The organism is Arthrobacter sp. zg.Y820, from assembly GCF_030125555.1.
Lineage (GTDB): Bacteria > Actinomycetota > Actinomycetes > Actinomycetales > Micrococcaceae > Arthrobacter_B.
Window position 1 is genome coordinate 380,593 of sequence record NZ_JASKLX010000009.1, and the last position, 17,098, is coordinate 397,690.

14 protein-coding genes are annotated in these 17,098 nt (G+C 68.1%); 2 read left to right on the forward strand and 12 right to left on the reverse strand.

Annotated features, from left to right (window positions below; genetic code table 11):
- Positions 1-161 precede the first annotated feature (161 nt).
- From QNN99_RS10765 to QNN99_RS10785, 5 genes are all read right to left on the reverse strand, one after another.
- Positions 162-1,115, reverse strand: coding sequence for an ABC transporter ATP-binding protein (locus QNN99_RS10765; RefSeq protein ID WP_229966448.1), 954 nt, complete (start codon positions 1,113-1,115; stop codon positions 162-164).
- A 53-nt stretch (positions 1,116-1,168) separates the two neighbouring features.
- The gene (locus tag QNN99_RS10770; protein ID WP_229966449.1) at positions 1,169-2,014 is read right to left on the reverse strand and encodes an ABC transporter permease; all 846 of its coding nucleotides are present in this window, start codon (positions 2,012-2,014) and stop codon (positions 1,169-1,171) included.
- Complete coding sequence (locus QNN99_RS10775; protein WP_229966450.1) at positions 2,011-3,063, reverse strand: ATP-binding cassette domain-containing protein; 1,053 nt, start codon at positions 3,061-3,063, stop codon at positions 2,011-2,013. The genes QNN99_RS10770 and QNN99_RS10775 overlap by 4 nt, the downstream gene beginning before the upstream one ends.
- Positions 3,064-3,155: 92 nt before the next feature.
- The gene (locus QNN99_RS10780) at positions 3,156-4,346 is read right to left on the reverse strand and encodes an MFS transporter (RefSeq protein WP_229966451.1); all 1,191 of its coding nucleotides are present in this window, start codon (positions 4,344-4,346) and stop codon (positions 3,156-3,158) included.
- A gap of 345 nt (positions 4,347-4,691) precedes the next feature.
- Positions 4,692-6,374: an ABC-F family ATP-binding cassette domain-containing protein gene (locus QNN99_RS10785; RefSeq protein WP_229966452.1), complete on the reverse strand. Its 1,683-nt coding sequence runs from the start codon at positions 6,372-6,374 to the stop codon at positions 4,692-4,694.
- A gap of 142 nt (positions 6,375-6,516) precedes the next feature.
- On the opposite strand from QNN99_RS10785, the gene QNN99_RS10790 reads away from it, so the two are divergent.
- Positions 6,517-6,837, forward strand: a complete 321-nt coding sequence (locus QNN99_RS10790; protein WP_229966453.1) for a putative quinol monooxygenase — start codon at positions 6,517-6,519, stop codon at positions 6,835-6,837.
- 57 nt (positions 6,838-6,894) lie between these two features.
- On the opposite strand, the gene QNN99_RS10795 is transcribed toward QNN99_RS10790, so the two are convergent.
- The 4 genes from QNN99_RS10795 to QNN99_RS10810 form a co-directional block, all read right to left on the reverse strand.
- Positions 6,895-7,164, reverse strand: a complete 270-nt coding sequence (locus QNN99_RS10795) for a hypothetical protein (RefSeq protein WP_229966454.1) — start codon at positions 7,162-7,164, stop codon at positions 6,895-6,897.
- 90 nt (positions 7,165-7,254) lie between these two features.
- Positions 7,255-8,565 (reverse strand): hypothetical protein, encoded by a 1,311-nt coding sequence (locus QNN99_RS10800; RefSeq protein ID WP_229966455.1) that lies wholly within the window; start codon positions 8,563-8,565, stop codon positions 7,255-7,257.
- Between the two features lie 115 nt (positions 8,566-8,680).
- A complete protein-coding gene (locus tag QNN99_RS10805; protein WP_229966456.1) occupies positions 8,681-10,126 on the reverse strand; it encodes a phytoene desaturase family protein in 1,446 nt (481 codons plus the stop codon).
- A complete protein-coding gene (locus QNN99_RS10810; protein ID WP_229966457.1) occupies positions 10,123-11,589 on the reverse strand; it encodes a glycosyltransferase family 87 protein in 1,467 nt (488 codons plus the stop codon). The genes QNN99_RS10805 and QNN99_RS10810 overlap by 4 nt, the downstream gene beginning before the upstream one ends.
- A 181-nt stretch (positions 11,590-11,770) precedes the next feature.
- Here QNN99_RS10810 and QNN99_RS10815 point away from each other — a divergent pair, with 181 nt between their 5' ends.
- On the forward strand, positions 11,771-12,856 hold the full coding sequence (locus tag QNN99_RS10815; protein ID WP_229966458.1) for an inositol-3-phosphate synthase: 1,086 nt from the start codon (positions 11,771-11,773) through the stop codon (positions 12,854-12,856).
- Between the two features lie 108 nt (positions 12,857-12,964).
- Here QNN99_RS10815 and QNN99_RS10820 read toward each other — a convergent pair whose 3' ends face one another.
- From QNN99_RS10820 to QNN99_RS10830, 3 genes are all read right to left on the reverse strand, one after another.
- Positions 12,965-14,650, reverse strand: coding sequence for a formate--tetrahydrofolate ligase (locus tag QNN99_RS10820; RefSeq protein ID WP_229966459.1), 1,686 nt, complete (start codon positions 14,648-14,650; stop codon positions 12,965-12,967).
- A gap of 59 nt (positions 14,651-14,709) precedes the next feature.
- Positions 14,710-15,957, reverse strand: a complete 1,248-nt coding sequence (gene mshA, locus QNN99_RS10825; RefSeq protein ID WP_229966460.1) for a D-inositol-3-phosphate glycosyltransferase — start codon at positions 15,955-15,957, stop codon at positions 14,710-14,712.
- A gap of 914 nt (positions 15,958-16,871) precedes the next feature.
- The gene (locus QNN99_RS10830; protein WP_229966461.1) at positions 16,872-17,054 is read right to left on the reverse strand and encodes a hypothetical protein; all 183 of its coding nucleotides are present in this window, start codon (positions 17,052-17,054) and stop codon (positions 16,872-16,874) included.
- Between the last annotated feature and the right edge of the window lie 44 nt (positions 17,055-17,098).

The window sequence follows — 17,098 nt, forward strand, 5'->3', positions numbered from 1 at the left end:
CGACGCCCGGTGACGGGCAACTCCGAAGCGTTCAGCTTCCCCAGCTCTCCCTTAGCCTACGGGTCAGCCCCGGCGCTGGCCCGGCACCGAGGGATGATGTTGCGCATAAAAATCTCCGCCTTAGGGATGACACCCGGCGGGAACGGCACACGCGCCGCGTCTCAGGTCCCGGGCGCCGCTGGCCCGTCCCCGGCGGTCCGGGACCGGTCGATCTCCTGCGACTGGTACTCGACCTGTCCGCGGGTCAGCTCCATGTAGGCGTCCTCGAGGGAGAGCTGCTGGGGCGTGAGCTCGGTGAGGAGAATGCCGCGGGACAGCGCCGCCTCCGCAATGCTGCGGGACGACAACCCGAGGATGTCCAGGTGGTCCGCCGCCAATCGGCGCACCTCAACCCCGGCCGAGCCGATCGCCGCCGTCAGGGCATCGGCGTCGTCGGTGCGCACCAGGATGCGTTCCTGTGCACTGCCGGCAAGGACTTCGTCCATCGGCGCGTCAGCCAGGATCCTGCCGCGGCCGATCACGAGCAGGTGGTCGGCGGTCACTGCCATCTCGCTCATCAGGTGCGAGGAGATGAACACGGTGCGGCCCTCGGCGGCGAGGCCGCGGACCAGGTGGCGGACCCACAGCACCCCCGCGGGGTCCAGGCCGTTGACCGGCTCGTCGAAGATCAGGGTCTGCGGGTCCCCCAGCATCGCCGCGGCGATGCCCAGGCGCTGCCCCATTCCCAGCGAAAAGCCGCCCACGCGCTTCCTGGCCACCGGACCGAGGCCGGTCAGCTCAATGACCTCGTTGATCCGGCCGGAGGAAATGCCGTGGGTGGCAGCCAGCGCCCGCAGGTGGTTGTACGCGGTGCGTTTGGGATGCACGGCCTTGGCCTCGAGCAGGGCGCCGACCTCGTGCAGGGGTGCCCGGTGGCTGGCATACGGGCTCCCATTGACAATGACGGTGCCGGCGGTGGGACGGTCCAGGCCCACGATCATGCGCATGGTGGTGGATTTCCCGGCACCGTTGGGACCCAGGAACCCGGTCACCTTTCCCGGCCGGACCGAAAAGGTGATGCCGTCGACGGCGGTCGTGTCACCGAAACGCTTGGCAAGCCGTTGTGCCTCAATCATGATGTGCCCTTCGCTGGAGCGGACAGGGGCTGCACGGGAAACCGGTCCGCTGCCTAGCGGGAGCTTACCGACTCAAACTTCCGCACCGCCAGAGGAACAAAGACCAGCAGCATCGCCGCCGACCCGATCAGGACCGTCGCGGTCGCATGCTGCATGGGCCAGGTGTCCGGCACCGGGGTGTCACCCAGGTTGCCGAACAGCTCCCGCGCGGCCTGCACCAGGGCCGACACCGGATTCCAGTTCGCGAAGACCTCCAGCGGCGCCGGCAGGGTGGAGCTCTGCACAAATGCGTTGGAGATGAACGTGATGGGAAACAGGATCATGAAGGACGCGTTGTTGATGGTCTCCGGTGAGCGGACGCTCATGCCGAGCAGGGCCATCACCCAGCTGAAGGCATAGGAAAAGAGCAGCAGCAGCCCCACCCCGGCCAGGAAGGAGGCGAAGGAGGTGTTGACCCGCCAGCCCACCAGCAGACCGGTCGCCATCATGATGAGCATGGAAATCGCGTTGAGCACCAGGTCCGAGTTGGTCCTCCCGATCAGCACCGCCGAGGGGCTCATCGGGAGGGTGCGGAACCGGTCGACGATTCCCTCCTTCAGGTCTTGGGCCATCGCCGCCCCGGAGAACGTGGAACCGAAAACCACTGTCTGGGCGAAGATTCCCGCCATCAGATACTGCGTGTAGTCGGTGCCGGCCACTGAAATCGAACCGCCGTAGACCTGGCTGAACAGCAGCACGAACATGATGGGCTGCAGGACGGCGAAGATGATCATGTCCGGCGAGCGCTTGATTTTGATCAGGTTGCGCCAGGTGACGGTCCAGCCGTCAGCGGCCCAGTTGGCTGTGGCCGCTTTGCCGCGGGTGGTCACGACGGGCAGTCGGGTTGCTGCGGCACTCATCGGCGGGCTCCTTCCTTGTCATCTGCATCCGCTGCAGCCCCGGCTTCCGGTTCCTCCTCGGCGGGTCGGCCGGTGAGCTGCAGGAAAACGTCGTCCAGCGTGGGCCGGCGGATGCCGGCGTCGTGCAGTCCGATGCCCTGCGCCTGCAAATCCGAGAGCACGAGCTGCAGGGAGGCCGGGCCGTTCTGGACGCTCACTTCCAGGGCGCGCCCGTCGTCGGCCGTGTGCGGCTGGCCGGAGCCGTGGCGGGCGAGAACGGCCTCGGCCGCGGCGGCGTCGTTTCCGTCCACCAGCGCCACGGCGACACTGTGTCCGCCAATCCGGGACTTCAGCTGATCCGAGGTGCCCTCGGCGATCACTGTCCCGTGGTCGATCACGGCCACCGTGTCCGCCAGCTGGTCCGCTTCTTCCAGGTACTGCGTGGTCAGCAGCAGCGTGGTGCCTCCGGCAACGAGGTCCTTGATGACTTGCCACAGCGCGAGGCGGCTGCGCGGGTCAAGGCCGCTGGTCGGTTCGTCCAGGAACAGCACCCGCGGGCTGTTCACCAGGGCTCCGGCCAGGTCCAGGCGCCGCCGCATGCCGCCGGAATAGCCCTTAACCGGGCGGTTGCCGGCCTCGGCGAGGTCGAACATGTCGATCAGTTCGGCTGCGCGGGCCCGGGCCTGCCTGTCCGGAAGGTGGTACAGCCGGCCGACCATCCGCAGGTTTTCCATGCCGGTCAGGTTTTCATCGACCGCGGCGTACTGGCCGGAAACGCCGATGATCCTCCGGACCTCCTTGGGATGGGCGAGCACGTTGATGCCGTCGATGGTGACGGTTCCGGCGTCGGGCTTGATCAGCGTGGTGAGGACCTTGACGGCGGTGGTCTTTCCCGCGCCGTTCGGTCCCAGCAGTGCCATGACGGCGCCTTCGGGCACCGCAATGTCCAGTCCGGCCAGCGCATGGACCGGCCCCGACTTGGACTTATAGGTTTTCGCGACTCCGTGCGCCTCTATCAGCGGAGAGCCAGGGGCGCTCGGTTCTTCAGACGAGGTTGGGGAAATGAACATTGGTCGAAGATAGGCCGGGCACTGCGGGTCCGGCACCCCCATTGCGGACACATGCGGTCCGCTGGTTTTGGTGCCGGTTCGGACCGGGAGCTTTACGGAGCGGCCTCGGAAATTCTGTTCCGTTCCGCCGCGGCGGGGGCGAACAGGATGGAGAGCAGCATGGCCGCGCCCACCAGCAGCAGCGCGTTGCGGATACCCCAGTGCTCGCCCAGGAATCCCAGCACCGGCGGGCCGACAAAGAACGCCAGGTAGCCGATGGTGGACACCACCGACACCCGGCTGGCCGCATGGGCCGGGTCTTCGCCGGCCGCAGACATGCCCATGGGGAAGCCCAGGGCCGCGCCGATTCCCCACAGGACGGCCCCGATCCCGGCCAGCACCAGATTGGGGGCCAGGACAAACAGCAGCAGCCCGGCCAGTGACGCGCCCATGCAGATCCGCAGCGCCGGAACCCGTCCCCACTGGTCGATCAGCTGCGCGCCGAACCAGCGGGTGGCGGTCATGGCGGCCACGAAGATGCCGAACATCACCGCGCCGGCGGTTTCACTGGTGCCGAGGCCGTCCACGGTGGCCTTGGCCACCCAGTCGTTGGCGGCGCCCTCGGTCAGCGCGGCGCCCAAAACCACCACGCCGATCAGCAGGGTGCGCCCCTCCTTCCACGCGGCGAACCGCGACCGCGGAGCAGCGGGTGCGCCGTCGTCGTCGTGCGCCGGCACCGGGTCGGGCAGGAAGTTCCGCGGCACGGCCAGCACCAGCACCGTGGCAATCGCCACGATGCCCAGCAGATGCAGGGACAGCGAAATTCCGACGGCCGAGAGCACGGCGCCGATCATAGCGCCCACAAATGCGCCGCCGCTGAACGCGGCATGGAACCTGGGCATCACCGTGCGGCCGAGGTGGCGTTCCACCTCGGTGCCCTCCAGGTTCATGGCCACGTCCCAGAGGCCGATGCCGGCGCCGAAGAGCAGCAGGCCTCCTGCGGCCAGCGGCACATTGGGCCAAAACAGGGAGGCGGCGATGATCAGGGACGCGGCCGACGTCGTCAGTCCGCCGGCGCGCACGGCACCGGCGGTGCCGATCCGCTGGGCGATGGATCCGGCCAGCGGCAGTGAACAGATCGAGCCGACGGCGGAAAACAACAGCAGCAGCCCGACCCCCGCCGCGCCGATCCCGAGGGATTCGGCGGCGGCGGGAATGCGGGCGGCCCAGCTGGCAAAAATGAGGCCGTTGAGGCCAAAGATCACGAAGACGGAAATCAGGGCACGGTCCAGAGAGCTCTTCACGCCTATATTGTGCAGCCAGTCCGCGCCGCGGCGGAAACGGACCTTGCTCACACCGGCGGCAGCCGCAGCCCTGTGAGCCCACGATCTGCACACTGGATGGGCCCTGGCCATCGAGTGTGCAGATATAGCGGGCAGGATTCCCCGAGTGCGCACGTATGGCGGGCTCGGCGGCGCGGAAGTCACCCGATCTGCACACTCGGCGAGCGTGGGCCGACGAAAGCGGCTCGAAGTCGGCAGAGCTGCACACTCGGCATCAGGGGCGGCGGTGAGGCCCCTTGCGCACTAGCCGATTGACTTGCCCGGCCGGCGGCCTGGCACACACAAAGGGGCCGGCCGGCGGTCCGGTCAGCGGGCCCGGACCACGCGTTTCTCGTCCCAGACCGGGGTCTCGGATTCGTAGACTTTGCCGTCGGAGCCGAAGACCAGGAACCGGTCGAAGCTGCGGGCGAACCAGCGGTCGTGAGTGACGGCCAGGACGGTGCCTTCGAACGCGTCGATGGCCTTTTCCAGCGCCTCGGCGGAATGCAGGTCCAGGTTGTCGGTCGGTTCATCCAGCAGCAGCAGCGTGGCGCCGGAGAGTTCCAGCAGCAGGATCTGCAGCCGGGCCTGCTGCCCGCCGGAGAGCGAATCGTATTTCTGCTCCGAGGACGCCGCCAGCCCGTAGCGGTCCAGTGCGCCGGCCGCAGCCTCGCGGCCCAGCCCGGAGCGGTGGTCGTCGCCGCGGTGCAGGATGTCCAGCAGGGTTTTGCCGAGCAGGTCCGGGCGCATCATGGTCTGCGCGAAGAAGCCGGGCCGGATCCGGGCGCCGAGCTTCACCGATCCCTCGTGCGGCACCGGAGCGATCTCCACCTCGGACACCGGTTCGTGTTCCTTTTCCGGATCGGTGCCGCCGGCGGCCAGCAGCCGCAGGAAGTGCGATTTGCCCGAGCCGTTGGCGCCAAGCACGCCCACCCGGTCGCCGAACCAGATTTCGGTGCTGAAGGGCTTCATCAGGCCGGTGAGTTCCAGCTTCTGCGCGACGACGGCGCGCTTGGCCGTCCGTCCGCCGCGCAGCCGCATCTTCACGTTCTGTTCGATGGGCAGCGCCTCGGGCGGGCCGGCCTCAAGGAATTTGGCCAGCCGGGTCTGCGCGGCCTGGTAACGGTTGGCCATGTCGGAGCGGAACGCAGCCTTGTTCTTGTACATGTTGACGAGTTCCTTGAGCTTCAGGTGCTCCTCGTCCCAGCGCCGCCGCAGTTCCTCGAACCGGGCGTTGCGGTCCTCGCGGGCAGTGACGTAGCTGCTGAACCCGCCGCCGTGGATCCAGGCGGAAGCACCGTTGATGCCGGGCTCCAGGGTGACGATGCGGGTCGCGGCGTTGTCCAGCAGCTCGCGGTCGTGGCTGACAAACAGCACTGATTTTTTCGATTCCGCGAGTTTCGCTTCCAGCCAGCGCTTGCCGGGAACGTCGAGGTAGTTGTCCGGTTCATCCAGGAGCAGCAGCTCGTCCGGGCCGGAGAACAGGGCCTCCAGGACCAGGCGCTTCTGCTCGCCGCCGGACAGCGTGGAGGCCTTGCGGTACTGCGCCCGGTCAAACGGCACACCCAGGGCGGCCATGGTGACCTCGTCCCAGACGGTTTCCTGCTCGTAGCCGCCGGCATCTCCCCAGTCGGCGATGGCTGTGGCGTACCGCATCTGGGTGGGTTCGTCGTCGCGCTCCATCATGGCCAGCTCGGCGTCGTCCACTGCCTTGGCGGCGGCGGCGAGCGCCGGCGGGGCGGCCGAGACCAGCAGGTCACGGACGGTGCTGTCGTCGCGGACCTGGCCCACGAACTGGCGCATGATGCCCATGGATCCGGACTTCGCCACGGTGCCTTCGTCGGCCTTGATGTCCTCCGCAATGATCCGCAGCAGCGTGGTCTTGCCGGTGCCGTTGGGGCCGATCAGGGCAGTCTTGTGCCCGTCCCCCACCTTGAAGCTGACGCCGTTGAGCAGCTGCCGGCCGTCGGAGAGGAAATAGTCAATGTTGGATACGTCGAGGTGAGCCACGCTCCTATCCTCCCATCCGGCGCGCTGCCGGCCGCATGGCTGCCGTGCGTGGACAGGCTGCGTGGAGCGGCTATGTGGACAGCGGCTGGCGGGATCTGTCTACGATGAAGCTCCCAACACCGGGGCCGACCAAGGAGCACACGTGATCTTCATAACCGTCAAATTCAACGTCAAGCCCGAATGGGCCGACCGCTGGCCGGAACTGACTGCCGATTTCACGGCCGCCACCCGCGCCGAGCCGGGCAATCTGTGGTTCGACTGGTCGCGCAGCCTGGAGAACCCCAACGAGTTTGTCCTGGTCGAAGCCTTCAAGGACGACGCCGCTGCCGCCCACGTCCAGAGCGATCACTTCCAGCAGGCCATGAAGGACATGGTGCAGGCGCTGGTGGAGACTCCGAAGATCATCAACACCGTGATCGACGGCGAAGACTGGTCGCGCATGGGCGAGTTGACGGTCGAGTAATTCGGGCTGGCGGCCCGGCCGGTTCCGCGACACCAAGTAGCCCCGGGCCGCCCGGGACTACTTGGTGTCGAGGGTGTATCCGGCGCGGGTCAGCATCTTTCGCAGGTCAACCACTGTCTGCTCGTCGATGTCCTTGCCCCGCGGCGGCTCCAGGAAGTCCGTCTGCCCGCCGAGGGTGACCTCGTACTTGCCGTTGTGCTCCCGGGTGGTGTCGGCCACCGCTTCGAGCAGTGACACGACGTTCTTCCACTCAATGTTTGAGCTGGTGGGATGCCGCAGGATCTGATCCAGCGTGTCCCGGTGGTGATTGTTCAGGTGTTCGGTCATCGGAAACCTCCTGTTTCCAGTTCCCCACGACCGCGCCCGGAGCGCAAGGGACGGCGGCCTCCGCACCCTCCCGGCCACTACGTCCGGCCGCTACTTGGCGGCGGTGCCTGCCAATCGTGCGGCCACCCGCGCCGGTACGAGGTGGGCCACATGGCCCGCCATGGTTCGTGAGCCTAGCTCGATCACCAGTCCCCAGGCGGCCATGACCAGGAAGGTCCACGGCGCTGGCCCCACGGTTCCGAACCCTTGTCCGCCGCCGCTGCCGCCGGCCAGGGTTTGGCCGGCAGCGACGACGCCGAGCACGGATACCGCTGCGCCGGCAAACCCGAAGACCGCCGGCAGGGTCAGCCATCCGGAGCGCCGGCCCAGCGATTCGGGGCGCCGGTCCCGGGCCAGGAACCAGGCCACGGATGCGGCTGCGGACAGCAGCAGGGTCAGCGCACCGGCTGCCGCGCTGGCCCAGACCGGCAGGTCAACAACGGAGCCCGGAAGTTGTGCCGCCGCGGGCAGTCCTTGTTCCGCCACTGCTGAGAGATGACCGGCGGCGTAGGCCCAGGCCGAGGCCGTTGGCAGCCACAACGGCGCGGCAAACATCACGGCCACACCGCCCTTGACCAGGGCGGTGACTGCCAGGGCCGCTCCGGCCACTGCCGTGTAGGCCAGGTAATGGGCTCCGGCCAGGCGAAGCGCTGCGCGGACCCCGGGGAGGGACCGCTCCGCCCGGGTCACCCAGTGCGGTGCCGTTCCGGTCTCGTGCTTTCGCCCCGCCCAGCTGGCTACCGTGCCAAGCAGCACCGCGCCGGCGACCAGGCCCGGGGAGGCTGCGGTCAGGAACATGGCTCCGGTTTCGGTGTCTTCACGCAGCGAGAACGCCAGGCTCAGCAGCACTGAAACGGCGGCCAACGCCAGTCCGGTCAGCGCCGAATACAGCCAGCGCTGGCCCTCGGACGCCGACGGTGAGCTCCTCTCGGCCCGGCGGCCCAGCCGCCACAGCGAGGCGACCGACACCACGGTCAGGAGCAGGGGAAGGGCGCCTGCCCAGAGGCTGACAAGCGGGGCGGGAAGGTCTGCGTACCCGGCGGCGGAGACGGTCAGCACCGGAGTGCCGCCCAGCGCCATCGCGGCGAGGAAAAACGGATAAATCAACAGCGCCGACGGACCGTCCAGCCGGGCGCCCATGTTCCCGGCGGAATCATTCATGCCGTTCAGGGCTCCGGTGCCGCCCACAAAAAATCCCAGGACCAGCAGCGCCATCATCACCAGCGCGGCCCCAAGGGTCAGTCCATAGGCAAACAAGGCTGACTGCAGTGCCAGCCACCACTGCGGGGGCCGGCGGTCGGATTCGGCAGGCAGAGCAAGGGTGTCCGGGTTTCCCGGAATCCCGTTGTCCTGGTTGTCCATTTATCCATTCCCCCTGCAGAGCATGAGCAGCCTTGCGTCGGATTTAAACATACAAGCTTCCGGCGGTATCGCCTGCGACGTCCCCCGCGGCCCAGCACGGCAGCAGCGGCGGCGGTCAGTTTTCCGCACCCAGGTCCGGGACGTCCATTCCGTGGTCCCGGCGCAGGGCCAGCGCCGCCGCGTGCCAGCCGCCCATCCCGTGGACTCCCGGCCCGGGCGGAGTGGAGGCTGAGCACAGGTAAACCCCGGGCAGCGGTGTCTGCCACGGATTCACTGCGGGCACCGGCCGGGCGGCCATCTGCCACAAGTTCACCGCGCCGCCGCCGAAGTCCCCGCCGACATAGTTCTCATTGTAGCGCTCCAGATCCGCCGCCGTCGTTGCCTGCGAGCGCACGACGACGTCACGGAAGCCGGGTGCGAAGCGCTCGATCTGCGCGGTGACGGCCTCCGTCATGTCCACCGTGGATCCGGCCGGGACGTGGCAGTAGGTCCAGAGGATGTGGCGGTCCGCCGGTGCCCGGGAGGAGTCAAAGCTGCTCGGTTGGGACAGCAGGACGTACGGCCGCTCCGGATGCCGGCCCGCCGCCACCTGCGCCTCGGCCCGGGCCAGCTCTTCACGGCGGCCTCCCACATGCACCGTCCCGGCCCGGCGCACGCCCTCGTTGGCCCACGGAACCGGCCCCGAAAGAATGAAGTCCACCTTGCAGGCAGCGTTGCCGTAGCGGAACCGGGCCAGGGCCCGCGCATACGGCCCCGGCAGCTCCGGGCCGGCCAGATCGAGCAGGGTCGCCGGCGACACATCGAGCAGGACGGTGGGAGAACTCCTTACCTCGTTCAGCGACGCCACCCGGTGACCGGTCACCAATTCACCGCCGTGCGCCAACAGGTCACTGACCATGGCATCGGCGATGGCCTGCGATCCTCCCTCCGGAATGGGCCAGCCCACGGTGTGCGCCAGCAGCGACAGCAGCAGCCCTCCTCCGGCCGAGGGCAGCGAAGGCATCCGCCCCACGGGATGCGCGGCGACCCCGGTGAGCAGTGCGGGGGCCTTCGCCTCGGAGAACCGCCGGTTCCACAGCGGAGTGCCCTGCTCCAGGGCCGCCCGTCCAAAGGCCAGCGCCGCCGCCGGCTCGCGGTAACCGCGGAGCAGCGGGGACATCAGCAGGCTGGTGATGTCTTCGCTGCGCCGCACCAGGGGCTGCATCAGGCGGCGGAAGGCGGCGCCGTCGGGCCCCAGGCCCTGAACCGTGCGTTCCAGGTCCCGGTAGGCCAGGCCGGCGTCCCCGCCGTCGAGCGGGTGGGCGTAGGAAATGTCCGGCACGGTGAGCTTGATCCGCTCCGCCAGCTCAAACCGGCGGAAAAAGGGCGAGGCCAAAGCCATGGGATGCACGGCGGAGCAGACGTCGTACCGGTGGCCGGGTTCCAGCAGCTCCTTGGTCCGGCTGCCGCCGCCGGCCGTGGGTCCGGCTTCAAAGACCCGGACCGACAACCCGGCGCGGGCCATGATGACCGCAGCGGCCAGCCCGTTGGGTCCTGCGCCGACCACTGAAACATCGGTCATGGGGTTCCTGCTTCCTGTGCTGCGGGCTGAACCGGGTCCGCACGCCGGGGTCCGCGCGGGAGCCGGAGCCGGTGGTCCGGCGCATGGTCAAAGGGGCCGCCCTGGGGATCGTCGACGTCGAGCCGGCGCACCGGATCACCCGCGGGGTTCAGGATGTCGGCGACAACCCGCGCCACGAGCCAGGCCGTTGCCGCGACATGGCCTCCCACGGCCCAGACGTAGTACGCGGCCTCGATGTTGTTCCGGGGGTCGCCGCCGGAGGTCTGGGCGCCCAGGTACATCCAGACGGCCCACCAGTGCAGCACCTCAAAGAACTGCCACACCAGGAAGTCCCTCCACCGCGGGCGGGCGAGGGCAACCAGCGGGATCAGCCACAGGACAAACTGGGGCGAATAGACCTTGTTGGTCAGGATGAAGGCCGCCACGATCAGGAACGCCAGCTGGGCCAGCCGGGGGCGGCGGGGCGCGGCAAGCGCGAGCAGGGCTATTCCGGCGCACGCGGCGGCGAAGAGGGCGTACGCCCAGACATTGATGAAGGCCGGCTCCGCTTCCGCCAGGCCGAGCCGCCCGGACATCAGGTTCCAGGCAAACCACACCGAGGAATATCCGGCCGGACGCTCCCCGGTGAAGCTGAGGAAGAATTTCCAGCCGGTGAAGTCGGAGACCATGAAGGGAACATTCACCGCGAGCCAGGTGGCGGCGGCCGCGCCCACGGCCGCGAAGGCCGGCCGCAGCCGCAGCGTCCGCAAGGCCAGGACCAGCACCGCGCCCAGGATCAGCACCGGATACAGCTTCAGCGCCGTGCCCAACCCCAGGAACACCCCCGCCAGGACCGGCTGGCTGCGGGCGAAGGCCAGCATGCCCAGGGCGGCCAGCAGCACGGCCCAGATGTCCCAGTTGATGAACACGGACAGGATCATCGCCGGAGCCAGGGCCACCATGGCAGCGTCCCAGGGCCGGCGGTTGGTCATGCGCAGCGTGGCCACCACGGTGGCGATCCAGGCCAGGGCGGCCAGCGCGGCGTTGATGTCGAAGTAGGCCAGCGCCCGCTCCGCCGAGACACCGTCGCCCGGCACGAGCAGGGCGACGGCCCCGGCCAGCAGGCCCAGCAGCACCGGATATTCAAAGCCGACACCGGGCGTCAGGAAGGGAAAGACGCCCTCGGCCAGCCCGCGCGAGTCAAACAGCACCGGCCAGTCCGAGTAGCAGGCCTTGTAGAAATGGTCCGGAGAGGTCCAGCCGCCGGTCCGGCAGGGCATTTTCACCAGCACGGCCAGGAGGGCGGCGGCAGTGGTGAGCAGGATCAGCACCCGTTCCACCGTGAAAAACCCCGGCGTCACGATCCCCGGCGCGGTGTGTCGGCCCAGCGGCCCGCCGATGACTTCGGTAAGCGTTTTGAGCAACGGATCGTTGCGGCTGGGGACCACTGTGCGCAGCGGCCGCCGTCGGGGCTTGGGCTCCATGCTTACCAGTATGACGCCGGCAACGGGCCGCATCGGCCTCGAATACCGGCCGCGCGGTGGCCGTCGCGGGCGGTCCGCATGTGATGCTTCACACGGAACTTACGGGCTGAGGCCGTAGACTGGGCCGATCTTGCCGCGTTTGGCGCGGCAACAGTAAAATTTTTGTCTTCAAAGGAGAACCGTGGCAAAGAACCCCATTCGGGTCGCAATCGTCGGTGTTGGAAACTGCGCAGCGTCGCTGGTCCAGGGCGTCCAGTACTACCGTGACGCTGACCCGGACCTGACCGTTCCCGGCCTGATGCACGTGAAGTTCGGCCAGTACCACGTCAACGACGTGCAGTTCGTGGCAGCCTTTGACGTGGACAGCAAGAAAGTCGGTCTGGACCTGGCCGACGCCATTGGGGCCAGCGAGAACAACACCATCAAGATTGCCGACGTCCCGCAGACCGGCATCACCGTCCAGCGCGGCCACACCCTCGACGGCTTGGGCAAGTACTACCGGGAAACGATCGTAGAGTCCGACGCCGAACTTGTGGACATTGTTGCCTCGCTTCGGGAGAACAACGTGGATGTCATGGTCTGCTACCTGCCGGTCGGCTCCGAGCAGGCTGCGAAGTTCTACGCCCAGTGCGCCATTGACGCCGGCGTCGCTTTCGTGAACGCGCTGCCCGTGTTCATTGCCGGGACCAAGGAATGGGCCGACAAGTTCACCGCCGCCGGGGTTCCGATCATCGGCGACGACATCAAGAGCCAGATCGGCGCCACCATCACCCACCGGGTCATGGCCAAGCTGTTCGAGGACCGCGGCGTCATCCTGGACCGCACCTACCAGCTCAACGTCGGCGGAAACATGGACTTCAAGAACATGCTCGAGCGCGAGCGCCTGGAGTCCAAGAAGATTTCCAAGACCCAGGCGGTCACCTCCAACACGTCGGCGGACCTGAAGGCAGACGACGTGCACATCGGCCCGTCGGACTACGTGGCCTGGCTCGATGACCGCAAGTGGGCCTTTGTCCGCTTGGAGGGCCGCAACTTCGGCGACGCTCCGGTGTCGCTGGAATACAAGCTTGAGGTCTGGGACTCCCCCAACTCCGCCGGCGTGATCATCGATGCCATCCGTGCCGCCAAGATCGCCCTGGACCGGGGCGTCGGCGGACCCATCCTCTCGGCGTCGAGCTACTTCATGAAGTCCCCGCCGGAGCAGTACAACGATGACGTTGCCAAGGAAAAGGTGGAGCAGTTCATCCGCGGCGAGGTCGAGCGCTAACCTCCCTCCCCCGCTCAGCCTCCCCGCCGTCCCGCGAGATGGCAGAAGGTGCGCTTCCCAGTGCCGGGAAGGGCATCTTCTGCCATCTCGGCACGGGCCGGGCGCCGCTTAGAACAAACCCTGCGGCGTGCCGTCAGCGGCCACGTCCATGCGCAGCGCCGCGGGGGACTTCGGCAGCCCGGGCATGGTCATCACGGCCCCGGTGAGCGCGACCACGAAGCCGGCGCCGGTCTTGAGGATCAGGTCCCGCACGTGCACGGTGAAACCGGTGGGCGCGCCAAGCAGGGCCGCGTTGTCGGAGAACGAGTACTGCGTCTTGGCCATGCACACCGGCAGCGAATCCCATCCCCCGGCCCGGATCTCCTCCAGCCGGCGCCGCGCCGAAACTGAGAATTCGACGTCGTCGGCCCCGTAAATCTCCCGGGCCACCGTGCGGATCTTCTCCTCCACCGGCAGCTCCAGCGGATACAGGTGCCGGAAAGACGCCGGCTCCGCCAGCGCCGCCCGGACACGCACCGCCAGGGCGTCGCCGCCGGTCCCGCCGCCGCCCTGCGCCCAGACGTCTGCCGCGGCAACCGGCACGCCCTCGGCTGCGCACCAGCGCAGCAGCCACTCGAGCTCCTCCGGCGTGTCGGTGCTGAACGTATTGATGGCCACCACCGGATTCAGGCCAAACTTCCGGATGTTTCCGATGTGGCGAAGCAGGTTGGGGGTTCCGGCCTCAAGCGCGGCCCGGTCCGCGCGGTCCAGTTCGCTCCGGGGCACGCCACCCTGCATCTTGAGCGCCCGGATCGTGGCCACCAGAACGACGGCGTCCGGTGCCACGTCCGCGGCCCGCGCCGTGATGTCCATGTACTTTTCGGCGCCCAGGTCCGCTCCGAATCCGGCTTCCGTGACCACCACGTCAGCGACGGTGCGCGCCAGTTCGGTGGCGATCACCGAGTTGCAGCCGTGCGCAATGTTCGCGAACGGCCCGCCGTGGACCAATGCCGGGGTGCCGGCAAGGGTCTGCACCAGGTTCGGTTTGACCGCGTCCTTCAGCAGCAGCGTCAGGGCTCCCTCCGCGCCGAGGTCCCGCACGGTCACCGGCCGCCGGTCGTAGGTGTAGCCCACGGTGATCCGCGCCAGCCGGGCCTTGAGGTCAGCCAGGTCCCGGGCGAGGCAGAACACGGCCATGATTTCGGAGGCGACGGTGATGTCGAAGCCGTCCTGGCGCGGCGTGCCCTGGACCGGTCCGCCCAGTCCGATCACGATGTCGCGCAGCGAGCGGTCATTCATGTCCATGACGCGGCGGAACGTGATGCGCCGCGGATCGATGCCCAGGGTATTGCCCTGGTAAATGGAGTTGTCCAGCAGCGCGGCGAGGGCGTTGTTGGCCGTGGTGATGGCATGGAAGTCCCCGGTGAAGTGCAGGTTGATGTCCTCCATCGGCGCCACCTGGGAGTAGCCGCCGCCGGTGGCGCCGCCCTTCATGCCCAGGACCGGTCCCAGCGAGGGCTCCCGCAGGGCGATGACAGTGCTGACTCCCGCCTTGGCCAGGGCATCCCCGAGCCCCACGGTGACGGTGGACTTTCCCTCACCGGCCGGGGTGGGGCTCATGGCGGTAACCAGCACCACCTTGCCGCGGGTGCCGCGCGGAGGCACCCGCAGCGGGTCGATCTTGGCCTTGTAGCGCCCGTACAGTTCAAGGGCGTCTTCAGGAATGCCGGCGGCGGCGGCAACCTCCGTGACGGGTTTCAGCACCGCCCGGCGGGAGATTTCCAAATCACTGGACATGTCAGCGGCAGTGCGCATCGACGCGTTCCTTCCGTTCCCGACGCCGGTGGCCACCGGCGGTGGTACGGACCAAGCTATCAGCGGACGGACTGCGCCGAGAACTGTTCCGCGGCCTGCAGATAACTCTCGGCCGTAAGCGACGCAGTGCGCTTCCAGCCGAAGGCCGACGCATGCACGGCGGCGCCGTAGCCCAGCGCCCGGCGCAGCCCGGCGTCGTCGTGCAGCCGCTCCAGCTCGGCTGACCACCGGCCGCTGTCATGCCCGTCCACCAGCAGGCCGGTGCGGCCGTGTCCGACGGCCTTGGGCAGCCCGCCGACATTGGCCGCCAGCACGGGCGTTCCGCAGGCCTGGGCTTCCAGGGCAACCAGCCCGAAGGACTCGCTGAAGGAGGGGACGGCGACGACGTCGGCGGCACGGAACCAGTCAGCCAGCGCAGCTGCGCCCACGGGCGGATGCAGGGAGACGTGGGCGTGCAGCCCCAGCGAGTCGATCAGCGGTTGCAGGTCCAGCACCTCGGAACCGCTCCCGGCGCCGAGGATGCTGATCTGCAGCGGGATGTCGGGACGGCGGGCATGCAGTTCCGCGGCGGCACGCACCAGTACCTGGGGGCCCTTCATGCGCTGGATGCGGCCGGCAAAGACAACGTGGAACACCTCCCGGGGAACGCCCAGGCGGGCACGGGCGGCGTGGGAGTTCCGGCTGGAGAAGATCTGCAGGTCCACGCCGGGAGCCACCACGTCCACCTCCAGCGGGTCGGCTCCGTACAGCGCTTCCAGCTCGGCGGCTTCGGTGCTCGTATTGGCGATCAGCCGGGTGGCGCCGTCGACGATGTCCTGCTCCCCGTCAATCCGGACCTGGGGCTCGGGCTTCTCCCCGGCCTGGAGGCGCAGGTTCTTCACCCGCGCCATGGTGTGCATGGTGTGCACCAGCGGCAGGTCCCACGCCCTGGCGACGGCCAGCCCGGCCGTGCCGGACACCCAATAGTGCGAGTGGATGACGTCGAACCGGCGGCCCGCCGGGAAGGGATGGATGTCGCTGACGCCCAGTGCCAGGGCGTCGGCCAGTCCGGGCAGTGCTTCCTTCGCGATTTTGCGGCGCGGTCCTGCAGTGATGTGGCGGACAGTGACGCCGGGAACGAGTTCCACGGCTGGCTGCTGACGCGGGTCCGAGGAACGGGTGAAAATATCCACTTCGACGCCGGATCTGGCCAGTTCCACTGCGACCGAGCGGACGTAGACGTTCATTCCGCCGGCATCGCCGGAACCTGGCTGCTCCAGGGGTGACGTATGCAACGAGAGCATGGCCACACGCTTTACCTGAAGCAACAGCACTCCCTTCTTGGCCGGCCGCAGTGCTAATCCCCTAATGACTTTATAACGCCGAGGGGCGGAGCATGGTTTCCGGGACGGTTGCCCTTGTCACTTCTGCTGCGGCGCGTCAAAGCCGGAACCCCATCCGGCGGGGAGTCCACGCGGTACAGCGCGGACTCCCCGGGATTTGTTCCCGGTGGGCAGTTCCTACTTGGCGGAACAGATGACGTGAGCCAGCAAATGGCGCTCCGGTCCGTTCCAGCACGCATCAAGCCGCGCCTGGTGGACTGCTTCGGACCGTGCGAAGGAAGCGCGAACGCGGGCAATCAGGGTTAACGCCCTCCGCCAGGCAGGAGCGGGCGCCGCCCCCGGTGTCGGAACGCCCGACGGCGGTCGGTCCGGCGGCAGGGCCGGCGCTGACGGAGGGGGGATGGTTTCCGGGTGCTCCGGGTTTTCCCGGGGGTCGCTGGAGAGGGACGAGGGCAGGTTGAAAGAACGCACAATAAACTCCGAAAGAATGGCACACCTGTTTTTGGGTGCGCGAAAGGTACGTGGGAGAAAAAGGAAAGAAATCCCTCAAGGCAGGGAGAAGAAAAGGCGGTTAAAAAGGCAGGGTATTCAGAAGGCAGGCTGCCGCAGCAAACAACAGTGCGGTCGAATTACCGGCAGGTTATTAGCCGATAAAACAATGCCGAGCCAGGGAGGAGTGCCGCAGGGCGTGCCGGGAACGGAGCTCCGCGACCGAAGAAAGGAACAGTGCCAAGAGGGAACCCTCCCGGGAGGAACCATGTCGCCGCTGGGCCGGTGGCCACCGGAGGACGGAGGCAACCGCAGGGAGGTGTCCATCCCAGGACACTGCCCACCCGAGGACGCTGCCCCTCAGGGGCAGGTCGTTCCCGGAACAGAGCCGCCGGGCGGCCGGTGCGAGGCTACCCGCGGCCCCCAAGGCCAAACGGGTAGCGTGAACGCCGTCCGGTTCCGCCCTGCCGGCCTGTTCCGCCGGCCATCCGCCGTCCGGTGGGCCGGAGAGCCGGCCACGCAGTCGAAGGGGTGGACGTGCGGGCCTGCGGGCAGGCATCCGTCGTGGCAGTGAGGAATACATGGATGGTCATTACCCCACCTCCCTTTCATGAGTGCGTGGATTGCCGGAATGGCT